This is a genomic window from Undibacterium sp. WLHG33, assembly GCF_049544815.1.
GTDB lineage: Bacteria > Pseudomonadota > Gammaproteobacteria > Burkholderiales > Burkholderiaceae_D > Undibacterium.
The window spans coordinates 3197823-3214607 of record NZ_CP186697.1 but is presented as its reverse complement, the minus strand read 5'-3'; the positions used below and the strand labels follow the sequence as shown (position 1 = coordinate 3214607).

At 49.9% G+C, this 16785-nt stretch carries 13 protein-coding genes; 7 read left to right on the top strand and 6 right to left on the bottom strand.

Annotated elements, in window-relative coordinates:
* The first annotated feature begins 142 nt into the window (after positions 1-142).
* Positions 143-1492, top strand: a complete 1350-nt coding sequence (locus ACOTSW_RS14580; protein WP_423679786.1) for an MFS transporter — start codon at positions 143-145, stop codon at positions 1490-1492.
* A gap of 114 nt (positions 1493-1606) precedes the next feature.
* Here the strand turns inward: ACOTSW_RS14580 and ACOTSW_RS14575 are convergent, their stop codons facing one another.
* Together ACOTSW_RS14575 and ACOTSW_RS14570 are read right to left on the bottom strand one after the other, a co-directional pair.
* A complete protein-coding gene (locus tag ACOTSW_RS14575) occupies positions 1607-3322 on the bottom strand; it encodes a hypothetical protein (protein ID WP_423679785.1) in 1716 nt (571 codons plus the stop codon).
* A 119-nt stretch (positions 3323-3441) separates the two neighbouring features.
* Positions 3442-4644, bottom strand: a complete 1203-nt coding sequence (locus ACOTSW_RS14570) for an MFS transporter (protein WP_423679784.1) — start codon at positions 4642-4644, stop codon at positions 3442-3444.
* A 525-nt stretch (positions 4645-5169) separates the two neighbouring features.
* Between ACOTSW_RS14570 and ACOTSW_RS14565 the strand changes: the two genes are divergently transcribed.
* Both ACOTSW_RS14565 and ACOTSW_RS14560 read left to right on the top strand, forming a co-directional pair.
* Entirely contained in the window at positions 5170-6741 is a 1572-nt protein-coding gene (locus ACOTSW_RS14565) for a cytochrome D1 domain-containing protein (protein WP_423682335.1), read from the top strand.
* Positions 6742-6751: 10 nt separating this feature from the next.
* Positions 6752-7087, top strand: coding sequence for a c-type cytochrome (locus ACOTSW_RS14560; RefSeq protein WP_423679783.1), 336 nt, complete (start codon positions 6752-6754; stop codon positions 7085-7087).
* Between the two features lie 61 nt (positions 7088-7148).
* On the opposite strand, the gene ACOTSW_RS14555 is transcribed toward ACOTSW_RS14560, so the two are convergent.
* Complete coding sequence (locus ACOTSW_RS14555; RefSeq protein ID WP_423679782.1) at positions 7149-7607, bottom strand: RrF2 family transcriptional regulator; 459 nt, start codon at positions 7605-7607, stop codon at positions 7149-7151.
* Between the two features lie 279 nt (positions 7608-7886).
* Between ACOTSW_RS14555 and ACOTSW_RS14550 the strand changes: the two genes are divergently transcribed.
* The 4 genes from ACOTSW_RS14550 (at position 7887) to ACOTSW_RS14535 (ending at position 11322) form a co-directional block, all read left to right on the top strand.
* Positions 7887-10175: a nitric-oxide reductase large subunit gene (locus ACOTSW_RS14550; protein WP_423679781.1), complete on the top strand. Its 2289-nt coding sequence runs from the start codon at positions 7887-7889 to the stop codon at positions 10173-10175.
* 97 nt (positions 10176-10272) lie between these two features.
* Positions 10273-10536 carry a DUF2249 domain-containing protein gene (locus tag ACOTSW_RS14545; RefSeq protein ID WP_186885738.1) on the top strand — a complete coding sequence of 88 codons (264 nt, stop codon included), beginning with the start codon at positions 10273-10275 and terminating at the stop codon, positions 10534-10536.
* Between the two features lie 10 nt (positions 10537-10546).
* Entirely contained in the window at positions 10547-10927 is a 381-nt protein-coding gene (locus ACOTSW_RS14540; protein ID WP_423679780.1) for a SirB2 family protein, read from the top strand.
* Between the two features lie 47 nt (positions 10928-10974).
* On the top strand, positions 10975-11322 hold the full coding sequence (locus ACOTSW_RS14535; RefSeq protein WP_423679779.1) for a hypothetical protein: 348 nt from the start codon (positions 10975-10977) through the stop codon (positions 11320-11322).
* 58 nt (positions 11323-11380) lie between these two features.
* Here the strand turns inward: ACOTSW_RS14535 and hemN are convergent, their stop codons facing one another.
* From hemN to ACOTSW_RS14520, 3 genes are all read right to left on the bottom strand, one after another.
* Positions 11381-12772 (bottom strand): oxygen-independent coproporphyrinogen III oxidase, encoded by a 1392-nt coding sequence (gene hemN, locus ACOTSW_RS14530; RefSeq protein WP_423679778.1) that lies wholly within the window; start codon positions 12770-12772, stop codon positions 11381-11383.
* Between the two features lie 108 nt (positions 12773-12880).
* Positions 12881-15208, bottom strand: a complete 2328-nt coding sequence (locus ACOTSW_RS14525; RefSeq protein ID WP_423679777.1) for a TonB-dependent hemoglobin/transferrin/lactoferrin family receptor — start codon at positions 15206-15208, stop codon at positions 12881-12883.
* 220 nt (positions 15209-15428) lie between these two features.
* Entirely contained in the window at positions 15429-16571 is a 1143-nt protein-coding gene (locus ACOTSW_RS14520; protein WP_423679776.1) for an NnrS family protein, read from the bottom strand.
* Between the last annotated feature and the right edge of the window lie 214 nt (positions 16572-16785).

Below are 16785 nucleotides of genomic sequence, written 5' to 3'. Positions count from 1 at the left end.
AGTCCAGGTTAAAAGGATAAATCGTGGTAATGTACACGGACTGACTAGCATTAGCGATTGGACGTTTTGTCCCACCCTGCATAGCTACATCGGGCAGGGCTTCAGGCGTCCGTCGATAAAAACACTACTAAGAGAGACGACTATGCCAAGTATCAGCCACAATGGTGAGCAACTCACCAGTATTTCTGTACGTCCTGACCTCCTCACAGCCCCCAGAAACAGTCACGCTGACCACACCTCGATTTCGCCGGGAGAAATCGCCATCGGTGTTGTTATCGGTCGGGCTTCTGAATATTTTGATTTTTTTGTCTACGCCATTGCATCTGTATTAGTATTTCCCTCGGTTTTCTTTCCATTTGAACAAAGACTGGAAGCAACGCTGTATTCATTTGTTATTTTTTCTTTTGCCTTCATCGCACGACCTATCGGTACGGTCGCTTTTATGGCAATTCAGCGCCATCTTGGGCGCGAAGCAAAACTCACAATTGCTTTAGTCTTGCTTGGCATCTCCACTGCCGGTATCGCCTTCCTACCTACGTTTTCGCATCTGGGCTACGCGTCGATCGTTATTCTTGCGTCGTTACGCATAGGCCAGGGGCTGGCGATGGGCGGCTCGTGGGATGGACTCCCCTCTCTACTGGCATTAAATGCCCCTCAACATAAGCGCGGCTGGTATGCGATGCTGGGGCAGCTCGGCGCCCCTGTCGGCTTCATGATTGCTGGCAGCCTCTTTGCTTATTTACTCTCCAGCTTGTCACCGGAAGATTTTCTCGACTGGGGCTGGCGCTATCCTTTCTATGTTGCCTTCGCGATTAATGTCGTCGCCCTGTTTGCCCGTCTGCGCCTGGTCTCTACCAACGAATATGCGCGCCTGCTGGATGAGCGCGAGCTTGAACCAACTAAAATCGCCGAAATGAGTGGCTCCCAGGGAAGAAACGTGCTGATAGGCGCCTTAGCCGCACTGGCCAGCTACGCTTTATTCCATCTGGTGACGGTATTCCCGCTTTCATGGCTGACGCTGTACTCCACACGCTCACTGACGGACGTACTGTACATACAAGTAACTGGCGCAGGATTAATGAGCTTAGGCGTGATTGCCTCTGGCCTGATCGCTGATCGCTACGGTCGCCGCAATACACTGGGCACCTTCGCGCTATTCATTGCGATTCTGAGTGTATTTGTACCAAGTTTACTTGGCGGTGGGGAATCTGCCCAGAATACATTTATTCTGGTGGGATTTGCCTTGCTGGGTCTGTCTTACGGCCAGGCGGCAGGGGCTGTGACTGCCAATTTTTCAGCGAAATACCGTTATACCGGCGCAGCCTTGACGTCCGATCTTTCATGGCTGGTCGGTGCCGGTTTCGCGCCACTGGTTGCACTCGGATTGTCTGCACATTTCGGCCTCGCCTATGTCAGCCTCTATCTTCTCTCGGGTGCTGCATGTTCAATCGCAGCATTAAGCCTGAACCGGGCGCTGGAAATCAGGGATTGATTCCGCACCTCTTCTAAAAAAGCTCTGCATCAAGACAAACATCACTTGTTGCAGAGCTTTTTCATTTACGCATTCTGAAAGCACAACAAGTATCACGACACAACCCGAAATCACTCAGGTATTAATATCAATACTACCGTGAGGCGGTGCACTCGCCGTCGCATCTGTCACCATATCTGCATTCTTTGCCTGCCCGGATTTTTTGCTTTGTCGGGTTTCACTGGTACTTTGCTGACCGGCATCTTGCTTTAAATCCATCGCCACCGGCGGAATTTCATTACCGAAAACGACTTCATCTCTATCCTCCCGCCCCTGATCAGGCTTCAGGTGTTCGATGGCATCACTGACCTTATATGCCGCAACGGCCGCTGAGATGACAGGATTCACGCCAGCGGTCCAATTCACCCCAGATACAGCAACATCGTTTGCAACATTTGCAGCAGTTACAGCATCAGCAGTCGTTGTAGCGACAGCAGTTACTGGGACAGTTGCATCTGATAACGCCATGTCCGGACTAAGAGTATTCACAATGGCGGGATCATTCAGGCGATAAGCTGATGCAGCCGTCACAACAAACGCTTGCATCGTTAAAGGGTGAACAAGCGCCGCGCCGCTGGGCGCAGCAGGTGTCTGAGGCGCAACAACATCTGTCAGTTCTTGAGAAGATTTCACCGAATTCAGTAGCGTAGCCATTGACACCGATGACAAAGAATTCGCTGTTGTACCGGCAACTTCACTCCCGACAATAACCTTGTGCCCGGTCTGAATTACGTCGGCACCACTTTTTAGTAAGTCACTCTGAAAATCGGCTGATACTAGCGTCTGTGCTTGTGCCGCCGACGTTGCGGACTGATCAAAAGCAGTTATCGACGCCCCAGTACGCGGTTCAACAGCCGTCTTGTCGGGTACAGATTTTTGCTGTGTGACCGTTGTATTTGCAGATTTCAATGCAGCGGCATCATATACAGTTGATGAAGTAAGCGACGTATTCACAGTCTCAGAAGATGCGGATACCTGCTGAGCTGTCGCCATCGGGGGAGCATTGCTTTGCTCAGCCGCGCTCACTATCCCTGGCGCAGTATCCGTCGCACCGACAGCTACTGTTTTCTGAGTTTTCAGAATGGAGGGCGTCACAGATGTAATGCCAGAGGATAGCGCTGTCGTTGCCGTTGCGAAGATATCGGAGAATGAGACATTTCTAGCTGAATTACCCACGCCGCCGCTGACCTCTGCCGTCCTCAGATTCTGGTTCTGCGCAATAAGCGAAGTCTCTATCTGCGCCAGTGCCTGTAACGCTTGTGTCAGCAAGCTGGCAGTTGCAACAGGCGCATTCGTAAATGCTGTTTGCAACAGTGATGAATTCAGCGTGAACTGAATATTGTCAGTACCGGTAGATGTATCAAGTGTAATACCGATTTTTGCCAGACTTTGCAGTAAATTATTGCCGCTGTCCGCCAGCACGCCGCCCATGGCATCCAGCAGGCTGCTGTCGAGAAAACTTGTCAACGGATCCTGAAGACTGCTGATGTTACTGCTTTGAAAGGTATTGAATGCATTGACAAACATCGTCGCCAGCGATGCGGTAGTCGTAAAACTCGTTGCCGCATCACCAATGGCGCTGCCACTACCGCTGGCCGCAATCGCTTTCATTTCCTGCTCAAGTAAAGCAAGGGTCATGGCTAATGTCTGACTCAGAGAAGATACATCAACCACGCTTGCTGTTGTATTGACTGAGCCTGCTATTACCGCAGCAGAAACCGTACTGACCGGCGATAAGGCAGAAAGTCCGAGCGGGGTTACTGCAGCAATTGCATCAGTAGAAATCACCATGATCAAGTCACTTTCTGAGAAGTTCCACCATCTCTTTAGTGTAGGACGAATGGAAAATACCGGTAGTTTTTTTCAAAAATGGATAAAGTACCGGATTCAAACAGATGCACTGGCAGACCTCAGCGATCTTGCCGCGCCTCTTCGTAACGCATAGGTCGTATCACTACAAAAACGACGATAGCAAGCAAGGAAAGTGCGGCCGCGAGTCCGAACACCAAGCCTGGGGCAATCATCCACAAAGCACCGGCAACCAGCGAAGCTGGCAGGTATAGCACACCGGTTACGAAGTTATACAAACCAACGGCGGTTGCCCTGCGCTCGGTCTCAATATCGGCAATGAAAGCCTTACTCTGCGATTCGTCTATCGCATAAAAAAATCCATAGACCGCGAATATCGCCACCATCTCCCATTGGCTGGCAGCAAAAATCAGCCAGACATTAATCAAGGCATAGGCCACATAACCAAGCACGATAATGCGTACCCGCCCGATCTGATCGCCAAGAAGACCAATCAACGGCGCCGCAAATACGCACACTGCGTTAAACAAGGCGTATAGCAATACGGTATGAGCAACGCTGAAGCCCAGCAAGTGCGCCTTCAACAAAATAAAGCCGAGACTGAAATACGCCAGGGCAAACACACCTGCAGGAATCAGGAATCGCTTGAATCCCGGACTAAGCTGTTTCCAGTTTTGCTTTATATTTTCCCGTTCATGCGCAACACCATGCTGCTCCGGAATACGGGTCAGTACCAGAACACTGATTACCGCCGGTATAAACGCAAGCAGGAACAAGGTTGCATATGCGCTACGCGACTCCCCAAGCCAGGAGAGCAATCCATACGCGGCCAGAGGCCCGAGTACTGCACCTGCCTTATCCAGCGCCTTGTGTACACCAAACGCATAACCGCGTGACTCGCTGATTGCAATCGAAGACAACCAGGCATCTCTCGGTGGTCCGCGAAACCCCTTACCAAGGCGCTCAATCACACGAAAAATGCTTAACCCGGTAACGGAGGTTGAAATCAGTAATATGAGTTTCGCGAGTGTGGAAAATCCATAACCAGCAGTTGCAAGCCACTTACGCCGCCCGCTGCGATCAGATAACCAGCCGGACAGATAATTCAGTGAAGATGCAGAGAAGTCGGCCATCCCCTCAATTAAACCCAGCAGTGCACTCGAAGCACCCGCCACGGTGGTGAAAAAAATCGCAAATACGGAAAAAATCATTTCCGAACTGAGATCGGTAAGGAAACTCACAAAACCAAGCTTGAGTATATCGGGGTGAAGTCGCCGTTTGTTTTCTGTGTCAGGTTGTGTCATCAAATTATTCTTCAGTTAAAAATATGCATCAATATCCGGCGTAAGTTCCGCATTTAAAAATGCTTTCAGGCACGACAAACAAACTCAACATTAATTACGGGCAACAAATCCATCTGGTGCTGAAACAAAACACTTAATCCAGAACTGGCGATAACACAGATTTTATTCCAGCGCACAAAACGACTGTCGTCGATACTACAAAAACAGGAATAAGTACCCTACACTTTGATGCAACACAAACCCCGCTGGGGTTCCGGGATTTCTTGACAGCCGTCAAGGAATTCAGATGGGTGGTGGCGTAACCTCTGTTACAATAATCCGGCTCAGATTCTTCATCAGTATTCCTCACTTAATAAAGGAAATAAAATGAAATCATCCCATCGCAACACTCTGGCACGACCAGCCCTCGCGCTGTTGGCCATCCTTCCTTTGAGTATCTCCCTCGCCTTCGCGCAGGATGACAAAACCCATAGTGCAGCAGATTTGAAGTATCAGGCCGGAGGCTCTCCTCTCGCCAGTGAGCCCATGCATCAGAACATCAATCCCAAAGCCCCGCCAATGACAAAAGCCGAATTCGAAGCGGGCAAGCAAATTTATTTCCAGCGCTGTGCCGGTTGCCACGGCGTATTACGTAAAGGCGCGACAGGTAAAGCACTAACGCCGGATATTACTCTGGATAAGGGCACAGATTATTTAAAAGTCTTCATCAATTATGGCTCACCAGCCGGTATGCCTAACTGGGGTACGTCTGGTGATCTGTCAGATAAAGAAGTCGATCTGATGGCGCGCTATATTCAGCAGGAGCCACCGGTTCCTCCTGAGTTCAGTCTGAAGGACATGGAAGCGACCTGGAAAGAAGTGATTCCGGTTGCCAAACGTCCGACGAAAAAAATGAATAACTACAATATCGCCAATATCTTCTCCACTACATTGCGCGATTCCGGTGAAGTAGCACTGATCGATGGCGACACCAAGAAAATCATTAACATCGTGAAAACCGGCTATGCCGTGCACATCTCACGCACGTCTGCATCGGGTCGTTATCTGTTCGTGATCGGACGTGATGCACGCATTAATCTGATCGACTTGTGGATGGAAAAACCAGATACCGTTGCTGAAATGAAGGTAGGCCTGGAAGCCCGCTCGGTAGAAACATCTAAATTTAAAGGTTACGAAGATAAATACGCAATCGCTGGCGACTACTGGCCACCTCAGTTCGTGATCATGGAAGGTGACACACTGAAACCGCTGAAAATTGTCTCTACACGCGGTATGACGGTTGACAATGAATACCATCCGGAACCGCGCGTTGCGTCGATTGTCGCTTCCCACTATCGCCCTGAATTCGTTGTCAGCGCCAAAGAAACCGGCAAAATCATGCTGGTGGACTACAAAGACATCAACAACCTGAAAACCACCACGCTGGACGCGGCTAAATTCCTGCATGACGGCGGACTGGATTCCACTGGTCGTTATTTCCTCGTTGCTGCCAACGCTTCAAATAAGATCGCTGTCGTCGATACCAAAGAAGACAAAATGGCCGCGATCGTCAACGTTGGAAAAACACCGCATCCAGGTCGTGGCGCCAACTTCATCCATCCTAAATTCGGCCCTGTATGGGCAACCAGCCATCTTGGTGATGAAACGATTTCCATGATCGGCACCGACCCCGTCAAACATAAAGCGCAGGCGTGGAAAGTCGTGGACAGCGTCAAGGGCCAGGGTGGTGGTTCGCTGTTTATCAAAACCCATCCGAAATCCAGAAACCTGTGGGTGGACACGCCACTGAACCCTGACACCAAACTGAGCCAGTCTGTCGCAGTGTTCGATATTGATCACTTCGAAAAAGGCTACGTCACTTTACCGATTGCAGAATGGGCCGGTCTGGGTGAAGGAGCTAAACGTATCGTACAGCCTGAATATAACAAAGCTGGCGATGAAGTCTGGTTCTCGGTCTGGAGTGCAAAAGACAAAGAATCAGCCATCGTGGTCGTTGATGATAAAACACGCAAACTGAAAGCCGTGATTAAAGATCCGAAACTGATCACACCAACCGGTAAATTCAATATCAACAATACTCAGCACGACATTTATTAAGGAAAATAAGATGAAACATCAAGTCACCTTATCACTTCTCAGTGCACTGGGAATTGCTGCTCTCGCCTTCTCAGCGACCAGCTCTTACGCCGCCACCGGCGCTGAGCTTGCACAGAAAAATGGTTGCATGGCATGTCATGGTATTGACAAAAAAATCCTTGGTCCAGCTTTTAAAGATATCGCGCAAAAGTACAAAGGAAATGCCGATGCCGTCGCCAGCTTATCCAAGAAAATCAAAGACGGTGGCAGCGGTGTATGGGGAGCAATTCCGATGCCGCCGAACGGCCCTAAAGTCAACGATGCCGACATCAAAACCCTGGCTGAGTATGTGCTGAGCACACATTAAACGGGATGCTGTCAGCGCTAAAAAGCCGGTTTAAAACCGGCTTTTTATTGTTGAAAATAGTTTATTTTATTTTCTTTCCCGGCACTGGCTTCATAAAATGGATTTTCCCTGTCGTCTCTCTTTTTGAAATCAGATCTTCCAGACTGACATCATCCAGCACGGCAAGATAAGCGCTGGTAGCGCGGGTCAATACACCCTTCAAATTACAACCCATCGCGTAGACACAGGTATTACTGGTACTGTCAAAACACTCCGCCATAAAAAAATCAGTTTCAGTCGCCCGCACGACCTCGCCGATATTGATCTCTGCCGGTTCCATATTCAGTTTCAGTCCGCCATTTCGCCCGCGGACAGTTTCCACCATGTTGGACATCCCCAGCTGATGCACCACCTTGGTCAGATGATTCTTTGAAATTGAGTGCAACTCTGCGACCTCCTGAATCGTAACAAGCCGATCTCGGTGTATCGCCAGATAAATCAGGGTGCGTAAAGTGTAATCAGTGTAAGCAGTTAATCTCATGACTTATGTATTCCGGAAAATGGGCGTGAAGTTGTCAATGCATGGCAACTGACATCTTCCCTGCACAGTATATCCCCTTCGTCCACAAAGCAGATTCAGAAACAGATTCAGATCGCAGTTCAGGCACGGGGATAAAAATAAAACACAAAACATACATTTAATTTGCATCTTATTATACATGCATATAAAATGCATCTTATTGAAGCGGTAAATCAGTTTTATTTCTCCCACTTCTTTAAGCAATGCACTTTTTTAACTCTACCAATAAGGAATCACGCCATGCACTCCACGCGTAAACTCTGGACCTGGCTAGCTGTGATCTGCGTCTTATCTTTCACCGTTCTCGGTTGGGTAGGTACAGAAATCTATCTCACAGCTCCACCTATCCCTAATCAGGTTGTCAGCACTCAAGGCAAGGTTTTATTTTCTGAAGGACAAGTCCAGCGAGGGCAGGAAGCATGGCTCGCCGCCGGTGGTCAGCAATTAGGTACTGTATGGGGACACGGCAGTTATGTCGCGCCAGACTGGTCAGCCGACTGGCTGCATCGCGAGTCGCTCGCCTTACTGGAAATCTGGGCACAGAAAGAAAACAAACTGTCCTTTGAACAGTTAAGCACACCGCGTCAGGGCGAACTTAAAGCGCGCCTGAAAGAGGAAATGCGCGGCAATACCTACGATCAGAAAAATGGTGTTATCACCCTCTCCCCTGAACGTGCCGCCGCAGTACAACTGGTCACGCAACATTACATCGCACTGTTTGGTAACGATCCATCTCTGGAAAAACTGCGCGAACAGTATGCGATGAATAAAGGTTCACTGCCGGATCAGACAGACTTACAAGCCTTGCCAGCGTTCTTTTTCTGGTCTTCGTGGGCAGCTGCGGCAGATCGTCCCGGCGAAGAAGGTCTGAGCTACACCAGTAACTGGCCGCATGAGCCACTGGTAGAAAATACACCGACTGCCGGTGCTGGTATCTGGTCTATCGCCAGCGTGATTTTGATGATTGCAGCAATTGCCGGTATGATTTTCTACCATTCTGCAAGCAAAGAAGAAAGTGATCCGGTTCCTCCAAAAGCAGATCCTTTATTCGATATGAAGCCAACGCCGTCGATGCTGGCGACAAAAAAATACTTTTTTGTTGTGATCGGTCTGATTCTGGCGCAAGTAGGCATGGGTGTGATCACCGCTCACTACGCCGTTGAAGGACATAGCTTCTTTGGTTTTCCTTTAGCTGAGATTCTGCCGTTCACGGTCAGCCGCACGATACATACGCAATTTGCGGTGTTGTGGATTGCTACTGCATGGCTGGCAACCGGTCTGTACATCGCTCCTGCAATCTCTGGCTATGAACCTAAATTCCAGAAACTCGGTGTGAATGTCCTGTTTTATGCATTGCTGTTCATCGTTGTCGGTTCGACCGCGATGGGATGGCTGGGCAGCCTGCAACATAAAGGCAATGAATTCGCATTCTGGATCGGCAATCAGGGTCTGGAATTCACAAGCATGGGGCGCGTCTGGCAAATTCTGTTATTTATCGGCTTGCTGTTCTGGGTGACTTTATTGGGTCGCGGATTATTACCTGCACTCAAAAAACCATCTGAAAGCCGCGGTCTGATTGCCATGGTATTTCTGGCTGCGATGTGTATCGGCGGTTTCTACGCGACATCGCTGACCTGGGGTCCGCATACACATTACTCCATGATCGAATACTGGCGCTGGTGGTTGGTCCATTTGTGGGTAGAAGGCTTCTTCGAAGTGTTCGCAACCGCTGTGATCGCCCTGCTCTTCACTCGCCTGGGTCTGATCCATGCAGCAACCGCAAACAGCGCGATTATTCTGGAAACTATCGTCTTCCTGTTCGGCGGTATTCTGGGTACCTTGCATCACCTGTATTTCACTGGCACACCAACTTTTGTGATCGCGATCGGTGCCATGTTCTCAGCACTGGAAGTTGTTCCTCTGGCGATGATAGGCGTGGAAGCATATCGCAATTATCAACGATCTAAAGCAGCAGCTTGGGTACAGTCTTATAAATGGTCCATCCTCTGCTTCATCGCTGTCGGTTTCTGGAATACTGTCGGTGCGGGTTTGTTAGGCTTCTCCATCAACACCCCGATTGCACTGTACTACATGCAAGGTTTAAACATGACAGCTGCACATGGACATGCTGCTTTGTTCGGCGTGTACGGCATGCTGGGTATAGGCTTGCTGCTGTTCTGCCTGCGTGGATTGTCTGCACGCGCTGCCTGGTCTGACAAATTGCTGCAAGCAATGTTCTGGATGCTCAATATCGGCCTCGCAATGATGGTGTTCATCTCTTTGGTACCTGCCGGTATTTATCAGGCAGTCGCCAGCATCACGAAAGGGATGTGGTTTGCCCGCTCACCTGAAGTCATACACTCGCACCTGATGGAAACACTGGTCTGGCTGCGCGTACCTGGCGACGTCGTGTTCGCGATCGGCACCGTCTGTCTGGCCTTGTTCGCCTTCCGTTTGCTGATGGTGAAAAAGACAGCCAACGTCAGCCTGAACAGCTCAATTCCTGCGAAAAAAACTAAACAAGCTTAATGACATCAGAGGCCGTCGAGAAATATTTTCTGACGGCCTCTGCTTCACTATTCAATAGCATCACTAGTATCAACATCATCTATTAAGGAGTTTTACAATGTCCCACGATTGCTCTATGCCAGTTATCGCTGAAGGTATTTACTCATTTGATGCGCGTGGCATTGCCAAGCGTTTTCGTCATGCGGCGATCTTCGGTGCGCTGTCTGCTTTAGAACGTGGAGAAACCATGCGTTTCTGCAATGACCATAATCCCTTGCCTTTACTATCGCAGATAGAGCATCATTTCGGCTCCAGCGTCAAAATCAGCTATGTATCGCAGGAACCGGGCGCAATTGTGATTGATTTTCTTATCTGTGATTAAGGAATAAATAATGGACTACCTGACAGTCAAGCACATTCATATCACCTGTGCGACCCTGAGCGGTAGTCTGTTTTTTTTGCGCGGTATCTGGATGTGGCAGGACTCGACCATGCTGCAAAAAAAATGGATCAGAATCGCCCCACATCTGATCGATACCTTACTGCTGGCGAGTGCGCTAACGATGGTGTTCTGGAGCAGACAATATCCGTTCCTTGAAGCCTGGCTGACGGCGAAGGTTCTGGCGCTGTTGCTTTACATAGGTTTAGGAACGGTTGCGCTGAAGCGCGGCAAAACAAAAGCTGTCCGAATCCGTACCTGGATCGCCGCCTTAGCGGTATTCTCTTATATCGTTGCAGTCGCACTGACGAAACAAGCTTTGCCACACTGGTAATTGATCGCCGTGTGCGCATCCACCACTCAGTTTTTGGGAGACCGACAATGGCACAAAAACACTTATCCTCCGGTGACAGCATTCATATTCTGTCTTCCGGCAATATTGAAACCGTCCCCACGCAAGCCCTATTCAAAGATAAGCACATGGAAGTCATGCGCTTATATTTACCTGCCTCAAAACATATCGCTGCGCATCAGGTCAATGGCACTATCACTATTTTTTGCATAGAAGGTCAGGTTGAAATACAGACCGACCACGCGAGTAAAATCTTACATACTGGCGACTTAATGTATCTCGCGGCGTCAGCATCGCATGCACTGACAGCGATTGATGACTCCTCATTACTGGTTACTATCGCACTGCAAGGTGCTGTGCATCAGGCGAATGCCTGACGGAAGAAAAGGAAATAAAAAAGCCCGGAATCATCCGGGCTTTTTTGTCAGAAAAAAATCAGATCAGCTTCGAATAGGTCGCTGTCGTTACTTTCTTCAGATACTTATCAAACGTCATCGCCACCGCGCGGACAAACAACCGGCCTTTGGGGGTAACACGAATAGCATCCGCATCAATCGTAATAAAGCCAACCTCTTCATACTGACGCAATTGCGCAATTTCTTCTGCGAAGTAAGTCGTGAAATCAATCCCGTAAGCAGCATTCGTCTTTGCGATAGACAAAGGCATACTGCACATCAAAGTCATGATGACATCACGTCGCAATAAATCATCCTTATCTAAGGCGATTCCCTTCTCTACCGGCAATTTTCCTTCATCGAGCAACTGATAATACTCTTTGATCGTACGTACCGACTGACTGTACGAATCCCCGACTTTACCAATCGCAGAAACACCAAAGCCAATCAGATCACATTCCGCACGGGTTGTGTAACCCTGAAAATTTCTATGCAAAGACTGATCCTGACGCGCCTTATTCAATTCATCGTCAGGGCGGGAAAAATGATCCAGACCGATGTAAATATAACCGGCATCCAGCAAGCGGCGGGTGGACATCAGGAAAATTTGCAAGCGCTCTTCAGCCGATGGCAGATCTGCCTCGATAATCTGGCGCTGTGCTTTGAAACGGCTAGGTAAATGCGCATAGTTGTACAGCGCAATGCGGTCTGGTGCCAATGCGATCAGGCTATCAAGCGTGCGGCCAAAGCTTTCAATATTCTGTTTAGGTAAGCCATAAATCAAATCGGCATTCACCGACTGAAAATGCGCTTTACGGCTTTCCTTGACTGCCGCTTCAACCATGCTGAACGGTTGTATCCGGTTCACTGCCTGTTGTACAGCCGGGTCAAAATCCTGTACACCAAAACTATTACGGTTAAATCCCAACTCGGATAACACGGCCAGCGTTTCCGGCTTCACAGTGCGCGGATCAATTTCCACGCCCAGCTCCGCATCCTCCGTAAAGGTGAAATGCTGCCGTATCATCGCCATTAACTGACGCAGCTCATCCGAACTGAAAAACGTCGGTGTTCCGCCACCCAGATGCAACTGCGCGGTCAGGCGATCCGGGCCGATTCGGGCCGCCACCAGCGCCATTTCTTTTTCGAGATAACGTAAATATTCTGTCGTGCGGCTATGGTCTTTGGTAATAATCTTATTGCACGCACAGAAATAGCAAAGCGACTCACAAAACGGCAAATGCAGATACAAGGACAAAGGAGGATTCTTCGTGCGCCCCGCTCTTTGTTCGAGATAAGTGATGTAAGTTTGCTCGGTAAAACCTGTATTGAAGCGATCTGCTGTCGGATACGATGTGTAACGTGGTCCGGACTTGTCGAATTTTCGTATCAGCTCTTCAGACAGCTCAATATCGTCGATTGGTGTGGTCATTATGTTCTTTCGGTGCGTCTTGCATACAAGATTGCTATTGTATGCAAGCAAAGCCGGTCTATGTCGATTTACATCAATTAATTTAGCGGAACCTGACCGTCTCCGAGACTAAAAATCGTAGGAAACAGACATATCATAATGGCGTCCCGGCTGGGTGTAGGCATCGATCACGGCTGAGTTTGCCGCAACACCCTGCACATCAGACCAGTTCCAGTATTTCTTATTTGTCAGATTACGTACTGCCGCATTGAGCCGCAGATTTTTCTGCAAACGCCATTGGCCCGATAAATCCAAAGTCATTGCGGAAGGAATGGTCAGCTGCGCCACCCTTGGCGGAGTCGCTGGTTTGGGTAAATACGGGCTATCCAGATCGGCCGCCATTTTTGCATCCTGATGCAAGGCTTGCAGCCGGACTTCCCAGGCGGGTTTGCTATAGCTTACGCCAATACTGATTTTCGCCGGATCGATCGCATTCAACGGTAAGCCGGTCGTATCATCGCTGCCATGCGTGACGCCATACGCAAATGGCATTGTCAGCTTACCACCGGCGATTTCACCCCACTGCACCTGCCCTTTAATTTCAAAACCGCTGATCGTCGCTTTATCGACATTGACTGTCTGGAAAATCGCCGGATCACCGATCACACCTTTACCGCCCAGCGGTTTTTTATCGACGATGAGGTTATCGTATTTTCCTCTGAACACAGCGATATCAAGGCTCAGTCTGTCGAGCATTGCACGTAAGCCGATTTCGATATTATGGCTTTTTTCCGGTTTCAGATCGGGATTCGACAATAACACTGCAGGGATTGTCGCACTATCGAACACGCCATTGATTTGTTGTGCATTCGGCGCACGGAAACCACTCGCATAGTTACCAAAGGCACTCCATTCCGGCGTCAAACGGTACAGAAAACCCAGCTTAGGCGAGACTGCTGAACCAGAAAGTGATTTGGCAGGCGTTTTCGCCGGTGGCGCAAAACCAGCCTGGCTGGTCACATCCAGATCAAAATGATCAAAGCGCACACCGGGCGTGATGATCCATTTGCCAGCAAATATTTCATCCTGCACAAAGACAGCGCGGCTGGAATCACGGGTATCAGGGAAATATTTGCGTGGTACAAAATCTGCATTTCCCGGATCGACGCCATCAAACATGTTTTTGATATCGGCACGACTGTAGTCGAAGCCGTAACTAAGGCGCTGCGACCAGCCCGCGGCCATTCTGAATAATTTATCGGCCTGAATATGGAATTGCGCGCTGCGCTCACTGTAGCTGACATCGCGCACGCGGTCGGCCAGCGTATTGCGGTGCGTCACACCGAATTCGCGGGAACTGGCATCCTGAAAACTGAGCGCCGTCTGCACATGATCGACATACGCGTTATTGAGCGTATACCGGCTTTGCAAGCTCAGACGGTCGCGTGTCATATTGCTCGTAGCATTTTCACCAGCGACCGCAGAGGCTGTCGTCAACGGCAGCTTAGCTCGACTCGATAGCAATTCGTAGTCAGCATCTTTATTCACATGCTCGGCGCTCACGGTGTGTTTCTGATCAGCCGCAGGCTGATACACCAGCTTCACCAATACCGACTGCCCTTCATTCTTCTGCGGATTCGGGGTAGTGCGATCCACATTGGCAACATCTTTGCTGCCCATATTCTGCATACCACCGGCATGATTCACCGCAGCACTCACTAACCACGTCAGCTCAGGGTTGATGCGCCCGGCCAGACTCGCTGACAGCGTCCGCGAATGATCGTCACCGTTATACGACAGCGATACTTTGCCGCCAACATCTTTCTGCTGATCGCCACGCCGCTGCAGGAAGTCAGCCGGTTCCAGCGTAATGAAATTCACCAGTCCGGCAAGGCCATCAGAGCCATACAATACCGATGCCGGGCCGCGCACAATTTCCACCTGTCGGATCAGATCCAGCGATAAGGAATCCCTGCCAAATGCATTGCTGCCATTGATGTAGCTGCGTGGCAGACGCACGCCGTCAACCAGCATCAACACACGATTACCGTCCTGCCCACGGATATTGAAACCGGCATTTGTATCCCGCCCGGTTGCATTGCCGACGCCGGTCACAGTAAATCTGGCCGGCGCACGTTTGACGGAAATATTGGGTAAATTTTTAACTAAATCATGAATATCGGCAACGTGCCCGTTTTCCATTTCCTGCCAACCGATAATATCCATCGACAAGGGCAAATCTTCGACGAATTGCTCGTAACGGGCGCCACTGATGACAACGATCTGCACCGGCACCGTCGCATTCGCCAATAAAGTGGTGGGTGCCTGCGGCGCGGTCTGTGCCTGCACGTACGCTGTCAGACCCGTAGAAAAAAGACCGGCCAGCAGCAATCTGAAGGTGTGTTTTTTGATCCGGAAGCCATTTCCGGACAAGCGCGTTGCGTCTGATTTTTTCATGGTGAATACCAGCAAAGGAGAATAGCTAGCAGTCTAAACTTCCATCAACACGGGTCAATACGCATTCCGGTCAGGCGACTAGGCATTCCGAACTAGACCGCCGCGACATACTGCGACAGAACAAGGTCACTAAATAATCAACAACGAATCACCAACGAATCACCAACAAATCATCACTGAATCATCACTGGCGAAACCAGCGCCAGTCTCAATATGAGTATCAGCCCGGCTGTCCATCTGCGCGCGCTTTCAGATAGACCGGCAGCATCATGGCGATCCAGATCGTAATCAGTAACAACCAGACCGTGGCCGAGACAGTCAGTAAAGAAGGTATCACCAGCAAGCTGGCAACGATGCGCAGCATGGCAGCCAGATGCAGCCCAAGATACACCATCCACAAGCTGTTCGACACCTGCAATGGTCTGCCGCTGTGACCATAAGAAACACGGCTGACAAAAGCGACCAGCATGGTTCCCATGAACCCCAGCCCGAGTGCGTGTATGGATGCTGAACCAACTGCCACGCCGAGCGCGCCCGCCGCCTGCAATCCAAACACCACCGCCAGCCAGGCAAATGACAAATGCAGCATGGCCAGCATACGGTTTTGCAGGCTACGGAAAATTCCCCAGCGCCACGACGTCACGACAAAACTCAGGCTAAGCACGCTTGCGCTGAACGCTTCCAGATAACGCCAGCCGGTAATTCCTGCCAGCACCAGCAACCAGCATCCGCCCAGCCAGACACCGAGCAACCAGTATGGCCGCCATGCCACATAAGGCTTCAGCACATTGCTGCTGAAAAAGGGCAGCATTCTGTGACTCACCGTCAGAAAAACCGGTAGCAAAAATCCGAAAAAAGAAAATTCGCGGGCGAGCTGCCATGCGTCGGTGTCACCTGCACTCCAGAACGCTGCTGCCAGCAATGCCAGCATGCCGCTCAGCATCGCGATCAGGATAGAGACGGGATGTTTTTTATCGAGGGCCTTGCTGCGCCGGATCAAATCGCCCCAGCGCCAGGTCACAGCAAGCCATGCCGCCAGCATCAGTACAAACCCCGCAGTACGCAAGGGATACCAGCCTAAGCCCGCCGCAACTAAAACGAGCAGCAAGCCGCAAAAATAGGTGCCACCGTGTAAAAGAAAATAATGATCCGCCGATTCCACCGACAACCAGCGCGGCCCGGCGGTAAAAGTGAAGCCAAGAATAAACAAGGGAAATATACCGAGCGGCATCACCAGTGCGTGCAAAGGAACCGCCATCGTCTGCGACACCACTTGCCGCCACCACCAGACAAACAGAATCAGCGCCGCCAGTGCGCCAAGGAAAAAATACAAACGGTGAGGAGCAATCGCAAGACGTTTCATGAGGGTTCACCATGAGTGAAAAAGACATCAACAATCATCACAGGCAAGTGGCGATCCTGCGGATGTAAAACGAAAAATCAGCCAAGACAGCAGCAAGCAGCTGTTCTGAGGCAAAAATGCGGGGAAATATACTCCCCCCAGTATGTTTTGAAGCCCTTATTTCATAAGGAGCTTAAGGTGTTTTTCTCTAAAATGAGGGGGAGTATGCATCTAT

Bases quoted from the DNA above. Each gene is read 5' to 3' on its own strand.
- ACOTSW_RS14525 (WP_423679777.1), bottom strand. From the start codon at position 15,208: ATGAAAAAATCAGACGCAACGCGCTTGTCCGGAAATGGCTTCCGGATC.
- hemN (WP_423679778.1), bottom strand. From the start codon at position 12,772: ATGACCACACCAATCGACGATATTGAGCTGTCTGAAGAGCTGATACGA.
- ACOTSW_RS14580 (WP_423679786.1), top strand. From the start codon at position 143: ATGCCAAGTATCAGCCACAATGGTGAGCAACTCACCAGTATTTCTGTA.
- ACOTSW_RS14535 (WP_423679779.1), top strand. From the start codon at position 10,975: ATGGCACAAAAACACTTATCCTCCGGTGACAGCATTCATATTCTGTCT.
- ACOTSW_RS14550 (WP_423679781.1), top strand. From the start codon at position 7,887: ATGCACTCCACGCGTAAACTCTGGACCTGGCTAGCTGTGATCTGCGTC.
- ACOTSW_RS14520 (WP_423679776.1), bottom strand. From the start codon at position 16,571: ATGAAACGTCTTGCGATTGCTCCTCACCGTTTGTATTTTTTCCTTGGC.
- ACOTSW_RS14540 (WP_423679780.1), top strand. From the start codon at position 10,547: ATGGACTACCTGACAGTCAAGCACATTCATATCACCTGTGCGACCCTG.
- ACOTSW_RS14555 (WP_423679782.1), bottom strand. From the start codon at position 7,607: ATGAGATTAACTGCTTACACTGATTACACTTTACGCACCCTGATTTAT.
- ACOTSW_RS14575 (WP_423679785.1), bottom strand. From the start codon at position 3,322: ATGGTGATTTCTACTGATGCAATTGCTGCAGTAACCCCGCTCGGACTT.
- ACOTSW_RS14545 (WP_186885738.1), top strand. From the start codon at position 10,273: ATGTCCCACGATTGCTCTATGCCAGTTATCGCTGAAGGTATTTACTCA.
- ACOTSW_RS14560 (WP_423679783.1), top strand. From the start codon at position 6,752: ATGAAACATCAAGTCACCTTATCACTTCTCAGTGCACTGGGAATTGCT.
- ACOTSW_RS14565 (WP_423682335.1), top strand. From the start codon at position 5,170: ATGCATCAGAACATCAATCCCAAAGCCCCGCCAATGACAAAAGCCGAA.
- ACOTSW_RS14570 (WP_423679784.1), bottom strand. From the start codon at position 4,644: ATGACACAACCTGACACAGAAAACAAACGGCGACTTCACCCCGATATA.